This is a genomic window from Rhizobium sp. FY34 (genome assembly GCF_005222845.1).
Lineage (GTDB): Bacteria > Pseudomonadota > Alphaproteobacteria > Rhizobiales > Rhizobiaceae > Neorhizobium.
In genome coordinates this window covers 375,674-389,689 of the sequence record NZ_STFZ01000036.1, presented here as the reverse complement: position 1 = coordinate 389,689, position 14,016 = coordinate 375,674, and the positions used below count along the sequence as shown (strand labels likewise).

Below are 14,016 nucleotides of genomic sequence, written 5' to 3'. Positions count from 1 at the left end.
CCACTACCCGCTGAACTTGCCGCTGCGCGGAAAGCCCTTCGGCACGGTGCGGCCAACCGTTGCCCGGTCGGCAAGCCATTCGACCAGTTCGTCCTTGTTCTTGGAGAACACGCGACCGGCTGTATCTTCCCAGGTCAGGCCGTCTGCCATGGCAAAGCACTTGATATCCGAAATACCGCCATCCTTGTAACGCTGCAGGCGCACGCCCTTGCCGCGGATCATCTCCGGCAGCTGGTCGAGCGGGAAGACAAGCAGCTTGCGGTTTTCGCCGACGACGGCCACGTGATCGCCGGTGACGGTGACGATCAGCTTGGCCTCGTCCGGCATGGCGACATTCATCACCTGCTTGCCCTTGCGCGTATTGGCGACAAGCTCGGTCTCTGACACCACGAAGCCATTGCCGCCCGTCGAGGCGAGGATGACCTTGCGCGAAGGATCATGCACGAAGGCCGACAATACATCCTGATCGTTTTCCATATCGACCATGATGCGGATCGGCTCGCCATGGCCGCGCCCGCCGGGCAGCTTGTCGGCACCCAGCGTATAGGCCTTGCCGCCGGTGGTCAGCAGCAGAAGCTTGTCGGTCGTCTGGGCCGGGAAGGCCAGCCGCAGCGTATCACCTTCCTTGAAGGTGAGGCTCGACGTATCGGCAATATGGCCCTTCAGCGCGCGGATCCAGCCTTTTTGCGAGATGACAACGGTGATCGGCTCCTTCTCGATCATCGACTGCTGGATGGCCTCCAGATCGGCCTCCGGCGCATCGGCAAACTGCGTCATGCGGGCGAAAGGCTTGCCGCGGCCCTTGGCAAATGTCTTGCGGACATCCTGGATCTCGTGCTCGATCACCTTCCACTGCTTTTCATCGGAGGCCAGCAGGGCTTCGATATCGGCCTTTTCCTTGGAAAGTTCGTCGAATTCCTTGCGGATCTCGAACTCTTCCAGCTTGCGCAGATTGCGCAGGCGCATGTTGAGAATGGCCTCGGCCTGCACATCGGTCAGCTGCCATTTGGCCACCATCACCGGCTTGGGCTCATCTTCCTCGCGGATGATGCGGATCACCTCATCAAGGTTGAGATAGGCAATCAGCAGGCCGCCGAGAATTTCCAGACGACGGTCGATCGCCGCAAGCCGGAACTTCGATCGGCGGATCAGGACTTCCTTGCGGTGCCCCAGCCATTCCAGCAGCACTTCATTGATCGCCATCACCTTGGGCACGCGGCCCATGGACAGAACATTCATGTTGAGCGGAATGCGGTTTTCCAGCTCCGTCAGGCGAAACAGCGATTCCATCAGCAGTGTCGCATCGACGGTGCGGCTCTTGGGCACCAGCACGACGCGCACATCTTCAGCCGATTCGTCACGCACGTCTTCTAGAAGCGGAAGTTTGCGGGCAATCAACAGTTCGGCAATCTTTTCGATAAGCCGCGACTTCTGCACCTGATAGGGAATTTCGGTGATGACGATCTGGTAGCCGCCGCGGCCGAGATCCTCCATCTCCCACTTGGCGCGCACACGAAACCCGCCGCGACCGGTCTTGTAGGCATCGATGATCGACTGGCGGCTGTCGATGATCACGCCGCCTGTCGGAAGGTCCGGGCCGGGAATGAACTCGATGAGTTTTTCGACCGGCGCATCCGGATGGCGAATGAGGTGAAGGGCTGCATCGCATAGTTCATGCGCATTGTGCGGCGGAATGGAGGTGGCCATGCCGACCGCAATGCCCGAGGCGCCGTTTGCCAGAAGGTTCGGGAAGGCACCCGGCAGAACCGTCGGCTCCTCGTCTTCCTCATTATAGGTCGGGCGGAAATCCACCGCGTCCTGGTCGACCCCTTCGAGAAGCAGCGCCGCGACTTCCGTCATGCGCGCTTCGGTGTAACGATAGGCGGCAGCGCTATCGCCATCGATATTGCCGAAATTGCCCTGGCCATCGACGATCGGGTAACGCTGCGAGAAATCCTGCGCGAGACGTACCAGCGCATCATAGACCGACTGGTCGCCATGCGGGTGGAACTTACCGATCACGTCGCCGACGATACGGGCGCATTTCTTGAACGCAGAATTGGGTCGGATGCCCATCTCGCTCATGGCGTGAATGATGCGCCGGTGCACGGGCTTCAAACCGTCACGAACATCCGGCAGCGCACGGTGCATAATGGTCGACAAAGCATAGGCGAGATAGCGCTCCTCGAGCGCCGCCTTCAGATCGACCGGCAGGATGTGATCGTCGCCGCCGTCACCGGGCGGAGGAGTAAGGTTTTTTCCCATGGGCCTTGACTACCGGAAAGCCTGATTCCCGGCAAGAAAGCCATTCAACGCCCCTGTGGATGACCGCAGCTTCCCACGTACTCTCTTCTTGGAAAAGCCATAGACGTTGCCGACATGGGTCATATAGCATCGAGCATTCGAATTTGCTTGTTTGACGCCTTCGGGCTGCAGGAGGAACCACATGATCCATTTCCGCTCGACACGCCTGCTTCTGGCCAGCGCTGCCATCGCCGCGTGTGCCTCCCCGGCGCTGGCGCTGGACGGTCCCGACCTTGTCAAGAAGATGATTGCCGCCTCCAACCTCCAGCCGGGCAACCTGCAGTTGGGTGATGTGCAGGTGAGCGGCACGACGGTGACGCTGAAGACCGTAACGCTGGGCGACAACAAGGGTGGCCCGCGCACGGCCATCGGCGATATTGTGCTGGAGGGTGCCGCCGAAACCGGCGATGGTGGCTATACGATCGACAAGGCGCGCTTTGCCGATGTCAACCTGACCGAGGGCAAGACGACGATCACCGCCAGCGACCTCTACCTCTCAGGCGTCGTCGTTCCCGCAGACCCGAAGGTCGGCACTATCGATTCCATACTGTTCTACGACGAAGCCCATGCAGGGCCGGTGAATGTGACCGTCGAAGGCAAGCAGATCGCCGCCATCGGCGAAACCAGCATCACCATGGAACGCGAAGACGACAATTCCGGCATCAGCTTTACCGGCAGCGTAGACGGCATATTTGCCGATCTCGCCACCATCGACGATCCGAAGTCGAAGGAGGCCATCGACAGCCTTGGTCTGACAAAAATCAATGGCAAGATGACCATGGAAGGCGCCTGGGAAGCGGGACCGGGCACGCTGGAGGTCAGCGAATATGCGCTGGATCTCGCGGGTGTCGGGCGTCTCGACCTGGCATTCAGCATTTCCGGCTATACGCTGGCCTTCATCAAGTCGCTGCAGGAAACCACGGCCGCCATGGACGCCAATCCGAACAAGGAAGCGGCGCAGCAGGCGGCAGGCCTTGCCATGCTGGGCCTGATGCAGCAGATCTCGTTCAACAGCGCCGAAATTACCTTCGCAGATGATGGTGTGACGAAACGGGCGCTCGACTATTCCGGCAAGAGCCAGGGCGTCAGCGGCGAGCAGATGGGTCTGATGATCAAGGGCATGGCACCGCTCTTCCTCGCTCAGCTGAACATTCCATCGCTACAGAACAGTCTGTCGATGGCCATCAACAGCTTCATCGACAATCCGAAGAATTTTACGATTACCGCCGCGCCCGCCAATCCTGTTCCGCTGCCGATGATCATCGGTGCCGCGCAGGCTGCCCCCACTACCCTGCCGGACATGCTCGGCGTCAGCGTTACGGCGAATAACTGATCTGGTGCCGATTGCGAGCCCGGCCAGTGGCTGGGTTCGCGGTTACCGGCGTCAGGCGACACTTTCCAGCGTCAGCATCCGGTCACTTGCAACATTGCAGGCCGTCAGCAGGATTTCCGTATCGGCGGGCGGCAAAGGACGGCTGTAATAGAAGCCTTGCAATTCCTGGCAACCATTGCGGAAGGCCCAGTCTGCGATAGCCTGTGTCTCCACCCCTTCGGCAACGATCGTCACCTGCATGAACTTGCACATGGCAATCACCAGACGCAGGATCTCATCATTGCGCGGCAGGCCCTGGATGAGGCTGCGATCGATCTTGATGCAATCGACCGCCATCTCATTGAGGCGCGCAAGGTTCGAATAGCCGGTGCCGAAATCGTCGATCGCAATACGGATGCCGAGCGACCGCACCGACTGGAGATTGGCATGCACGACCGGATTGCTTTCGATCAGCAGGGTCTCGGTCACTTCCAGCTCAAGACGCCCAGGCTCGCAGCCATAACAAGTCAGAATACGCTCCACCATCGGCGCGAAATCGGCATCGCAGAGCTGGCGAAGCGAAACATTGACCGAGACCGCGACGTCGATGCCACGGCGCTGCCATTCGCAGCGCTGGCGCACCGCCTGCTCCAGAATTGATGTGCCAAGCTGGTTGATGAGACCGGACTTTTCGGCAAGCGGAATGAAGTCTGCCGGCGAGATCATCCCCCGTTCCGGATGGTTCCAGCGGGCCAGCGCCTCGACGGCGACCATGCGCCGCGCATGCGGTGCATAACGAGGCTGGTAATAGGGCTCGATCTGTCCACGACGCAGGGCCTCGCGCAGTTCCGCCAGCAGCTCCATTTCCTCGTCACGCCGGTTGCGCATGGTTTCGTCATAGAGGCGATACTGATTGCGTCCGGCAGCCTTCGCCTCGTACATGGCAAGGTCCGCGCGCTGCATCAAAAGCTCGGCATCCCGCCCATGTTCGGGATAGCGGGCAATGCCGACGCTCGGCGTCACCATCAGCTTGCGGCGCTCTCCATGCACGGGAAAGGCCAGTCGCTCGAGAATGCGCGACGCAAGGCTTGCGATGCGCCCCGGTTCATCGCGGCTCTCCATGGCGACGAACAGGAATTCATCGCCGCCAAGCCGGATCACCGCATCGTCCTGCATCCGCAATTCAAACAGGCGCCGCGCCACTTCCATCAGCACGCCATCGCCTTGCAGATGGCCGAGCGTATCATTGATGGCCTTGAACTGATCGAGATCAATGAACAGCACACCCAGATGCGCGCCTTTCAGATCCGCCTGCTTGACGAGCGAGGCAAACAAAGCCGGCATGGCCAGGCGGTTGGGAAGCCCCGTCAGTGGATCGTGATGCGCGCGCGTATGGGCCAGTGCTTCGGCCTCTTTCAACTCTGTCACATCGGTGGAACTGACGAGAACCGATGGACGGCCAGAAACCGGATCATGGCAGGAACGCACCGTCAATTCGTGCCAGCGCTGGCCAGAAGCGGTGAGCACTTCGGCAATCAGGCTGACCTCCAGCTGGCTGCGAATCTCCAGCATCAACCGCTCATAGTCAGCCGGATGGACGAAGCGCGCAGAAAGATCCTGCTGCTGACTATCGAAACTGGCGCGGGCGGCAGGGTTCGAATAGAGCGTTCGACCATCCAGTTCGTGCAGGGAAATCATCATCTGCGTGTGCAGAAGCGCATCGGCACTCCGGATTGTATCCGGTTGCAGACTTGCCTCACTTCGTCCCTCGCACAGCATGGCCATGCGACCATCATCGAGATGGGCGCCACTGAACCGCACATTCAGCGGAGATGGCACGCCGCGCGGATAGAGTGTCCACATTTCGGTAAAACTGGCACCATGGCTGATAAAATCGGCCTGATATTGCTGCAACCTACGGCTGACCGCCGGCGACATGTCGGATTTCAAATCGCGCGACTGCAACTCTTCCAGCGATGCGGCATTCCAGACATCGAGTGCGGCCGCATTGGCCCAGACCACCCTGCCCTGATCGATATCAAACAGCCAGACCGCTGTGCTGAGCTGATTGAGCGTCCAGCGGTCCTTTCTCCACTGGGGACTGGCAGGCGCGATCGGTTCCGGGCCAGCATGCGAACTGCTCATCAGCCCGTATCTCCACGGGCCGAGAAAGCTATGGCACCGTCGCAAAGCGTCGAAAGCGGCTTGAAGCCGGGCGTTGATTCAACACGCGCCATCCAGGCCTTGACGGCAGGGAAGCGATCCATGTCGATGCTCGCTTCATCGGAGACATGCACATAGCCGAAGACCGCGATATCGGTGATGCCATAATGGTCACCCAGCATGAAATGCCGGTCTGCCAGATGCGCGTCAAGCGTGGCGAGCCCCGTGGCCGCCCGCTGGCGCCAGCTGGCGATCTCGGCTTCGCGGCCGACCCCGCGTTCCGGCACGATATGGCCAAGGAAGCGCGCCGGAGAAATCATCGGCTCCAGCTTTGATTGTTCGAAGAACATCCATTGCAGGCTCTGCGCACGTTCCAGCGGCGAGCGCGGCATCAGGTCCGTGCCATCGGCAATCAGCCACAGCATGGCATTCGATTCACCGACGCCCTGGCCCTCGCCCGTGACGAGATAGGGCACGCTACCGGCCGAGTTGAGCGACAAGAATTCAGGCGATCGGGTTTCGCCCTCAAGCACATTCACCTCGACAACTTGAAAGGGGATTTCAAGCTGAGAGAGTGTCAAGAATGGCTTGAAGCAATTGCCGGAACCGCGCGTGACGTACAGCTTATACATCTAATTTTCCAAAAATTGACATACTGACCTATACGTCAAGAATCTTGAGATAAGGTTTCACACTGAAAACAGTTTTAAATATACCAATATATATCGCACACGGCTCACATCTTTATTTCTAAATATGATAACCTATCAAATAAAACTGAGCTTTAACTGATGCGCGCACAGACTGAGCACCCCACGTTCCTTGTCGTGCAATGCGCAGGGATCGATCTGCGTGGCAACCAGCGTGATGAGCGTCCCCATTCTGGCGGGCAGGCCAGCGCCCTCCAGCGACATTGCCTTTGCCGCCGGCCCAGGCGACTTGCAATTCTGCCTCACCGAGTCAAACCTGTGTCTGGCCATCTTTGCGCAACGGTTTCGGGTGTGGGTGCTGGATAGCCACAAGGGTGAGCCCCATGCCGATTGACACTCACGTCAAAGAGCGGTCTGCCTGTGATGCTGCATCGCCGTTAAAGGTATGCAGAGCCAATGAAAGCCAAGATGGATGAATGACGAGCCGAAAAGCGCAAAGGTACCCCCGAAAAAGCGCCGGGCATGGTTTTACCGCCAGAGCGAGGCGCCCACGCTTGCCGCGCTTTTGGGTGATCGCCAGCAACGGCGGCATTTTCTTCAATACTGGGTTCATGACAATATCTGGAATGGCATCAACCTGCTTGTCCATTATGGCCTGAAACTGCTGCCCATGGACGCTTGCACGCACTTTGGCGCGTCGCTCGGCAAGCTTGCGCAACCGCATGTCAACAAGAATGCCAGCGCGCGGGCGCGCGCCACCATTGCTGCCCTGCGGCCTGATCTCAGCGCCGAAGAGCAAGAGGCGCTGTTTTTGAAAAACTGCCAGACGCAGGGACGTATTCTGACGGAATTTTCGATCATTACCCGATTGAAGCACCATCTCGAGCGGCTCGAAGTGCACAATCTCGATTGGGTGGTTGAGGCCGCGAAACGCGGCCCGGTGATTGCGGTTGGGATGCATCTCGGCAATTGGGAGATCTGCCCCATTCTGCTCAAGCCCGTTGGCCTGACCCCTTATGTGAACTACACCCCTCCAGCCGGTCGCGCAAAGGCATGGATTGCCCAGCGCGTGCGGCGCAAGACCGGCGTGCATTTTCTGCCACCCGGCCTTCAGGGCATACGCCCGGCGGTGCGGGTGCTGAAAGCCGGCGGCATCGTCTCAGCCTTTTGCGACGAAGGCGTGGGTGGTTATATTCGCGGCCCCCTATTTGGGCGAGAACCCCATCTTGAGGGCAATCTGGCCATGACCATAAGGCTGGCGCGCATGACCGGGGCAACGATCTGCCCATGGTACAATCTGCGCCAGGATGGCTTCAGGTTCGTCTGTCGCGCCCTGCCGCCCATTACACTGCCGCCGGAGGACAAGCCCGGCGCGCGGCTCATGGAGGATATCGCCCTGCTGAATGCCGTGATCGAACCGGTGATTCTGGCAAATCTCGACCAATGGTATTTTCTCGACAGCAGCCTGACGGCACAGGCTTGAGATTCAGCCAGGCCAGACAGAGCCTGACACAGAAAGGGCCCCGAAAGCATAACGCTTTCGGGGCCCCTTTTCATTGGACAGAAGAAAACAATCAGTCCTTTTTCTGCGGCGGCATAACCCGCAGCGACAGTTCCATCAGCTGCTTGGGCTGGGCCGGTGCCGGCGCATTCATCAACAGATCCTGCGCCTGCTGGTTCATCGGGAACAGCGTGATTTCGCGCAGGTTCTTGGCGCCGACGAGCAGCATCACAACGCGGTCGATGCCGAAAGCGCAGCCGCCATGCGGAGGCGCGCCATACTGGAACGCGCGGTACATGCCGCCAAAACGCTCTTCCACATCCGCCTTCGACAGGCCGACCATTTCAAACGCCTTCACCATAAGCTCCGGCGACTGGTTACGGATGGAGCCCGAGGCAATTTCGAAGCCGTTGCAGACGGCGTCATACTGATAGGCCTTGATCGTCAGCGGATCCTGGGTTTCCAGCGCTTCCAGCCCGCCCTGCGGCATGGAGAAGGGGTTGTGGGCGAAATCGAGCTTCTTGTCCTCGTCGCTCCATTCGAAGAACGGGAAATCGACGATCCAGCACAGCTCGAACCGATCACGATCGACAAGGTTCAGCTCCTCGCCGGCGCGGGTGCGGGCTTCACCGGCAAACTTGTAGAATTTCGACGGTTCGCCGGCCACGAAGAAGCAGGCATCGCCCGCGTCAAGACCAAGCTGGGTGCGCACGGCTTCGGTGCGTTCCTCGCCAATGTTCTTGGCAAGCGGACCGGAGCCGGCAATCTTGCCGTCCTCTTCCTTCCAGAAGATATAGCCGAGGCCCGGCTGGCCCTGGCCTTGCGCCCAGGCGTTCATGCGGTCGCAGAAGGCGCGCGAACCACCGGTCTTTGCCGGGATGGCCCAGATCTCGACCTTCGGGTTCGATGCGATCATGCCGGCAAACACCTTGAAGCCGGAGCCGGCAAAGTGATCCGTGACATTTTCCATGACGATCGGGTTGCGCAGATCCGGCTTGTCGGAACCGTATTTGCGGATCGCTTCGTCATAGGCAATGCGCGGCCATTCCTTGGTGACCGGCTTGCCATCGGCGAATTTCTCGAAAACGCCGGTGATGACGGGCGCCATCGTGTTCCACACGTCTTCCTGGGTAACGAAGCTCATTTCGACGTCGAGCTGGTAGAATTCGCCCGGCAGGCGGTCGGCACGCGGGTCTTCATCGCGGAAGCAGGGCGCGATCTGGAAATAGCGGTCGAAACCGGCCACCATCAAAAGCTGCTTATACTGCTGCGGCGCCTGCGGCAGCGCGAAAAACTGGCCGGGATGGATGCGGCTCGGCACGAGGAAGTCGCGCGCGCCTTCCGGCGAGGATGCCGTCAGGATCGGCGTTGTATATTCGCCAAAGCCGATTTCGTTCATGCGGTTGCGCATATCCGAGACGATCTGCGTGCGCTTGACGATGTTCTTGTGCAGCGTATCGCGGCGAAGATCGAGGAAGCGATACTTCAGGCGCACATCTTCCGGATAGTCCGGCTCACCGAAGACCGGCAGCGGCAATTCCTTGGCAGCCGAAAGAACTTCGATTTCCTGGGCGTAAAGCTCGATCTCGCCGGTTGCCATCTGCTTGTTGATGGTGTCTTCCGAGCGGGCCTTGACGACGCCATCGATGCGGATGACCCATTCGCCACGCACGGTTTCGGCCACCTTGAAGGCGGGGCTGTCCGGATCGGCGACCACCTGCGTCATGCCGTAATGGTCACGAAGATCGATGAAGAGAACGCCACCATGGTCACGGACGCGGTGGACCCAGCCGGACAGGCGGACGGTCGCGCCGACATCGGACTTCTTCAGGGCGGCACAGGTGTGGCTGCGGTAACGGTGCATGGTCAAGTTTCCCGATATGTGACGGTCGAAAGGGCGCCATCAAGGCAGGCGCGTGACCGATAGAAAATCGGGCGGAAAAGCGCATGACCCGCCTGCTTTGTCAAGGCTGGAGGCGTGGGGCGTGGCGTGGGCTTTATCTCAGGATAGGAAGAGGGCCTAGCCTGACGACGGAGCTCCGGCGGATTGACTGCAATTTGAACGTACAAAGACGAGAGGGGGCCGAGCAGCTAGGTCCGCCGGTGGCCGATACCGTTGAAAAACTCGTACTCGTTCGTCTGGCGGTTATTCGATCATTTGCAGGCGGTGACTCGCGCCTCCTTATCGAAAATGTATCGTCCTGAGGTTTCGTCAGCGCATCGGTCAATGTAGTCGTTGGCGTGAAGCAGTCCCTTCACGACCACGCCAACGCTGATGAGGACGCCAAATCCAATTGCTGCTGCAATATATCTAAAAGCTGGGCGCATTTTGTTTCCCGCTGCATGTCGCTGTCTGTGTTTCACTGGTATCTAACAACAGATTGTTTGTGCAAGCGCTCCCAGTGGTCAAACTGCTGAGTTCTCAATTCAGGGTTGCTTTTGTTGAGCCTCCCTGATTCAATTCTCCAATGGATTTGCGGCGGATTGAGCGATGATGGGATGTCAGACTGCTCCGGCGCAGCTCTTCTACGACTTCTGCCTCAATGATCACGTTCCTGCTGACCATCTGCTCCGCGGAATTGACCGCCATCTTGATCTTGATGGTGTGCGGGCGCGGCTGAAGCCGTTCTACAGTGGAACTGGACGGCCGTCCGTCGATCCAGAACTGAATCTGCCTCGACCGCCGGCCGGCGGCGGCTGAGAAAAAACAGAATCAGGAGCGCACCGCATGAGCATAGTGCGGCGAGACCAAGAAGGACGTGACTGCCAAACTGTGTGAGTAGGCTGATGAGGATCGGAGGCGATGCAGCCGAAATCAGATTGAGCGGCAGCGCGATGCGTGACGTTGCTTTGGCAAATTCGGCCTTGTCGTAGAATACCAGAGGGATGGTGGCGCGGGACACCGCCAAAGCGCCGCTGCCCAGGCCATAGATCAGAATGAAGCCGGCGATTGTCCAATAGGCGCCATTGCCCACGATGAGCAGCAGCATGGCGACAGGCAGGCCAAGACCGGCGACAAGGCCGGTGGTGATCCCATCCCACCGACCGCCACCGAAGAAATCCAGACCGCGAGCACACACCTGAATGACCCCCAGCATAGAGCCGAAGGCAATCGCCTGCGACGTCGGCAATCCCTCCGCCTGCAAGAGTTCGATCAATACGGCAGAAAACCCGAAGGTCACGAAGGCGTTGAGCGCAATTGCTGTTACGATCAGAGCGAATGTGCTTTTGCGCGCGCCAGTCATCATCTCGGTTTTCGACTGTGAAGGGTTCACCGCCTCGCCCGCTGATGCCCTGCGCGGCAAGCCGAAGACATAAAATGGCAGGCAAACCAGCACCATCATTGCCGCATAGACAAGGCAGGTGCCACGCCAGCCGACAGCCTGCGAAATCAATGCGGTCGTCGGCCAAAAGATGCTGCTGGACAATCCCGTCACCAACATGAGTGCGCCGATGGCGCTCTTGGCGTTCCGGCCAGCGACTTCGTTCAGCATGATATAGGCGGCTGTGGTCAGCGTGGCGCTGCCGGCCGTGCCCAGGATCACCCAGGCGGCGAAATAGAGCATTGGCCCTGTTGAAACGGACAGCAGTACAAAGCCCAGCGCGGCAAGAACAGTTCCGGCCATCATGACGTGGCGGGCGCCGAACTGCGTGAACGCCTTCGCCAGCACCGGAGCCCACAGGCCCATGACGACATACAGGACTGAACTGCCCGCGAATACGACTTCGATCTTCATGCCAAGATCGGCGGCAATCTGCCGGCCGATGATGGCGGGAAGGCTGACCGTACCCCACCCAATGACCTGCGTCACGGCAAGGACGAAGAGGACACTGATGATTTTCCTGTCGGGTCCCGAGAACCACATAGAGGCCTGCCAATAACAATGAAAATTGCTGATTAGCAGGCTTCACATATCAATGGGATGACAGCTGGTTTTGCAACTGCCGCCACGACACCTTCTGGCGCAAACCCGCCAGCCCCCACGCCTCAATCCGGCAGAAGCACGCTTGCCAGATCGAGCGGGGCGGCGAAGGGCTCGCAGCCGGTGCCGCCATCGCCCTCCGGCGCGAGCTTGCCATCGATCAACAGATGCGCATGGCCATGGATCTGCGACCAGACGAGTTGTTCGACAGCCGCCCTGCCCTCCGGCGTGTCGCGCTTCAGGCGTTTCGCCACCGGCAACGAGATTTCCTCAAGCACGGCGTGCGCCGCGTTTGACGGCGGCCCGAGCGCCGGGTCGTCCCAGTCGAGGCGGTTGGCGGTGAACATCAGGCGGAAGAGATGCGGGCGCGTGCTCGCAAAGGCGAGATAGCCGCGGGCGGCGGCGCGCAGTTGTTCTGCCGGATCATCAGGGGCTTGCGCCATGGCGGAGCGCATCGAGGCTGCGAACAGCCGGAAGCCCTCGACGGCAAAGGCGGTCAGCAGGTGCCTCAGGGTCGGGAAATGATGTTCGGGGGCGGCATGGGAGACGCCGACGCGGGCGGCGATCTTGCGGAGCGAAAGTTCCTCCAGACCGAGTTCCTCCAGCATGTAGAGGCCTGTGTCCACCAGCGCCTTGCGCAGGTCTCCGTGATGATATGCCGTTCGTCTTGCCATTCCCCTTCATAACGGCCTCGAGGACAGCCTGTCAAAACCAATCTTGACAATGCCTGGTTTTGCGTCATGCTTGATCTTGTCACCGACAAGATGAGGATCCTATGCCATTCGATACGCTCTTTTCCGCAGCCAGCACGGCGGCCATGGCCGGCTGGATCGCCCTCATCCTCCTGCCCCGCTGGCCGATGCTGATCGCCGGCCTGCGCTATGCGCTGATCGGCGGGTTGTCGCTCACCTATGCCACTCTGATCTTCGTCTATTTCTTTCGCGTCGAGGCCGGCGGCTTTGGCTCCATTACCGAGGTGCGGGCGCTGTTTGCGAGCGATCCGGTGCTGGTGGCCGGCTGGGTGCATTACCTCGCCTTCGATCTCTTCATCGGCAGCTGGATTGCCGTGGAGGCGGACAGACGCCGGTTCAACCGTGTGCTGCAAGTGCCTATTCTGGCTGCGACATTCATGTTCGGGCCGCTTGGCCTGTTGCTGTTTTACCTGACATCGGCGACGCACGCCGCCCTCCTCGTCAAGAAGGTCTGATCCGATGACGCTGATTTTCCACGATATGCCGAGATTGCCCCATAGCCGGCCTGCCCTGCCGGGCATTGAGGCGCATGCCGCAAGCCGCGTTCTGATCGTTGCCATCGGGCTCTCGGCCGCACTCGCTGTGCCAAGCCTTGCCGCCCTTCTGCTGGATGAGCGCCTGTTGAACGGCATCAGCGTCTGGTCAAAGCCGCTGAAGTTTCAGGCCTCGCTGGCGCTGATGCTGGGCACGATGCTCCTGCTTTTGCCGCTGATCGAAAGCACCAGCAAGACGGGCTGGGGCGTCTGGCTGGCGAGCCTGACGGCCGCGGTGACTGCCACTGGCGAGGTCCTCTATATCACGCTTCAGGCGGCGCGCGGTCGTGCCTCGCATTTCAATGCCGAGACGCCGATCGAGGCAATGGCCTATAACATCATGGGCGTCGGCGCCGCGTTTCTGGTCCTGTCGAGCTTCGTCATCGGGCTCTACCTCGTCTTTCGCCCGGCGCAATCTTCGCCACGCGGGCTGCAACTCGGCGGCGCCTGGGGTCTGATCCTCGGAAGCCTGCTGACACTGGTGACCGCCTTTGCGCTCGGCGGCGGCCAGATCGATGGTCCCGGCCACTGGGTCGGCGGCATCAAGACTGACATCGGCGGGTTGCCGCTGTTCGGCTGGTCGCGGACCGGCGGAGACCTGCGCGTGCCGCATTTCTTTGCCACCCATATCATGCAGGCGCTGCCGCTGGCCGGCCTGATGCTTGACCGTTTTGCGCCCCGCTGGATCATACCGGGCCTTGCAGCCAGCGCGCTGATTTCGATCGCCGTCGTCGCCGCCACCTTCGCGCAGGCCGTGGCCGGACGGGCATTCTTCTGAACGGCTTCAGCCAACCGATCGATTTTCCTGATCGATGAATTCACGCTCTGCGCTGTTTTTACCCGTGTTGCATCGATAAGACGTGAGGAATGGTGCGGGG

11 protein-coding genes and 2 pseudogenes are annotated in these 14,016 nt (G+C 60.0%); 6 read left to right on the top strand and 7 right to left on the bottom strand.

Going from position 1 to position 14,016, the window contains the following annotated elements; all coding sequences use genetic code 11:
• Positions 1-3 precede the first annotated feature (3 nt).
• Positions 4-2,265 (bottom strand): DNA topoisomerase IV subunit A, encoded by a 2,262-nt coding sequence (parC, locus tag E8M77_RS23025; RefSeq protein WP_137132940.1) that lies wholly within the window; start codon positions 2,263-2,265, stop codon positions 4-6.
• A gap of 184 nt (positions 2,266-2,449) precedes the next feature.
• On the opposite strand from parC, the gene E8M77_RS23020 reads away from it, so the two are divergent.
• Positions 2,450-3,637: a hypothetical protein gene (locus E8M77_RS23020; RefSeq protein ID WP_170975982.1), complete on the top strand. Its 1,188-nt coding sequence runs from the start codon at positions 2,450-2,452 to the stop codon at positions 3,635-3,637.
• A gap of 51 nt (positions 3,638-3,688) precedes the next feature.
• Here E8M77_RS23020 and E8M77_RS24445 read toward each other — a convergent pair whose 3' ends face one another.
• Both E8M77_RS24445 and E8M77_RS23010 read right to left on the bottom strand, forming a co-directional pair.
• Positions 3,689-5,761 carry a bifunctional diguanylate cyclase/phosphodiesterase gene (locus E8M77_RS24445; protein WP_137132938.1) on the bottom strand — a complete coding sequence of 691 codons (2,073 nt, stop codon included), beginning with the start codon at positions 5,759-5,761 and terminating at the stop codon, positions 3,689-3,691.
• Entirely contained in the window at positions 5,761-6,411 is a 651-nt protein-coding gene (locus E8M77_RS23010) for a glutathione S-transferase family protein (RefSeq protein WP_137132937.1), read from the bottom strand. The genes E8M77_RS24445 and E8M77_RS23010 overlap by 1 nt, the downstream gene beginning before the upstream one ends.
• Before the next feature lie 235 nt (positions 6,412-6,646).
• On the opposite strand from E8M77_RS23010, the gene E8M77_RS23995 reads away from it, so the two are divergent.
• Positions 6,647-6,823 carry a hypothetical protein gene (locus E8M77_RS23995; RefSeq protein ID WP_170975974.1) on the top strand — a complete coding sequence of 59 codons (177 nt, stop codon included), beginning with the start codon at positions 6,647-6,649 and terminating at the stop codon, positions 6,821-6,823.
• 3 nt (positions 6,824-6,826) lie between these two features.
• Here the strand turns inward: E8M77_RS23995 and E8M77_RS24330 are convergent, their stop codons facing one another.
• Entirely contained in the window at positions 6,827-7,078 is a 252-nt protein-coding gene (locus E8M77_RS24330) for a hypothetical protein (protein ID WP_246659386.1), read from the bottom strand.
• Here E8M77_RS24330 and E8M77_RS23005 point away from each other — a divergent pair.
• A complete protein-coding gene (locus E8M77_RS23005; protein WP_246659380.1) occupies positions 6,995-7,912 on the top strand; it encodes a hypothetical protein in 918 nt (305 codons plus the stop codon). The genes E8M77_RS24330 and E8M77_RS23005 overlap by 84 nt on opposite strands.
• Positions 7,913-8,003: 91 nt before the next feature.
• On the opposite strand, the gene aspS is transcribed toward E8M77_RS23005, so the two are convergent.
• On the bottom strand, positions 8,004-9,794 hold the full coding sequence (aspS, locus tag E8M77_RS23000; protein ID WP_137132935.1) for an aspartate--tRNA ligase: 1,791 nt from the start codon (positions 9,792-9,794) through the stop codon (positions 8,004-8,006).
• Between the two features lie 627 nt (positions 9,795-10,421).
• Here aspS and E8M77_RS23990 point away from each other — a divergent pair.
• Positions 10,422-10,598, top strand: a pseudogene (locus E8M77_RS23990) (IS5/IS1182 family transposase); the annotation flags it as partial.
• Between the two features lie 4 nt (positions 10,599-10,602).
• On the opposite strand, the pseudogene E8M77_RS22995 reads toward E8M77_RS23990, so the two are convergent.
• Positions 10,603-11,796 (bottom strand): annotated as a pseudogene (locus E8M77_RS22995) (MFS transporter); the annotation flags it as partial.
• Between the two features lie 122 nt (positions 11,797-11,918).
• Positions 11,919-12,527: a TetR-like C-terminal domain-containing protein gene (locus E8M77_RS22990; protein ID WP_137132933.1), complete on the bottom strand. Its 609-nt coding sequence runs from the start codon at positions 12,525-12,527 to the stop codon at positions 11,919-11,921.
• A gap of 101 nt (positions 12,528-12,628) precedes the next feature.
• Between E8M77_RS22990 and E8M77_RS22985 the strand changes: the two genes are divergently transcribed.
• Together E8M77_RS22985 and E8M77_RS22980 are read left to right on the top strand one after the other, a co-directional pair.
• Entirely contained in the window at positions 12,629-13,060 is a 432-nt protein-coding gene (locus tag E8M77_RS22985) for an ABA4-like family protein (RefSeq protein ID WP_137132932.1), read from the top strand.
• A gap of 4 nt (positions 13,061-13,064) precedes the next feature.
• Positions 13,065-13,916: a hypothetical protein gene (locus E8M77_RS22980; RefSeq protein WP_137132931.1), complete on the top strand. Its 852-nt coding sequence runs from the start codon at positions 13,065-13,067 to the stop codon at positions 13,914-13,916.
• Positions 13,917-14,016: the final 100 nt, after the last annotated feature.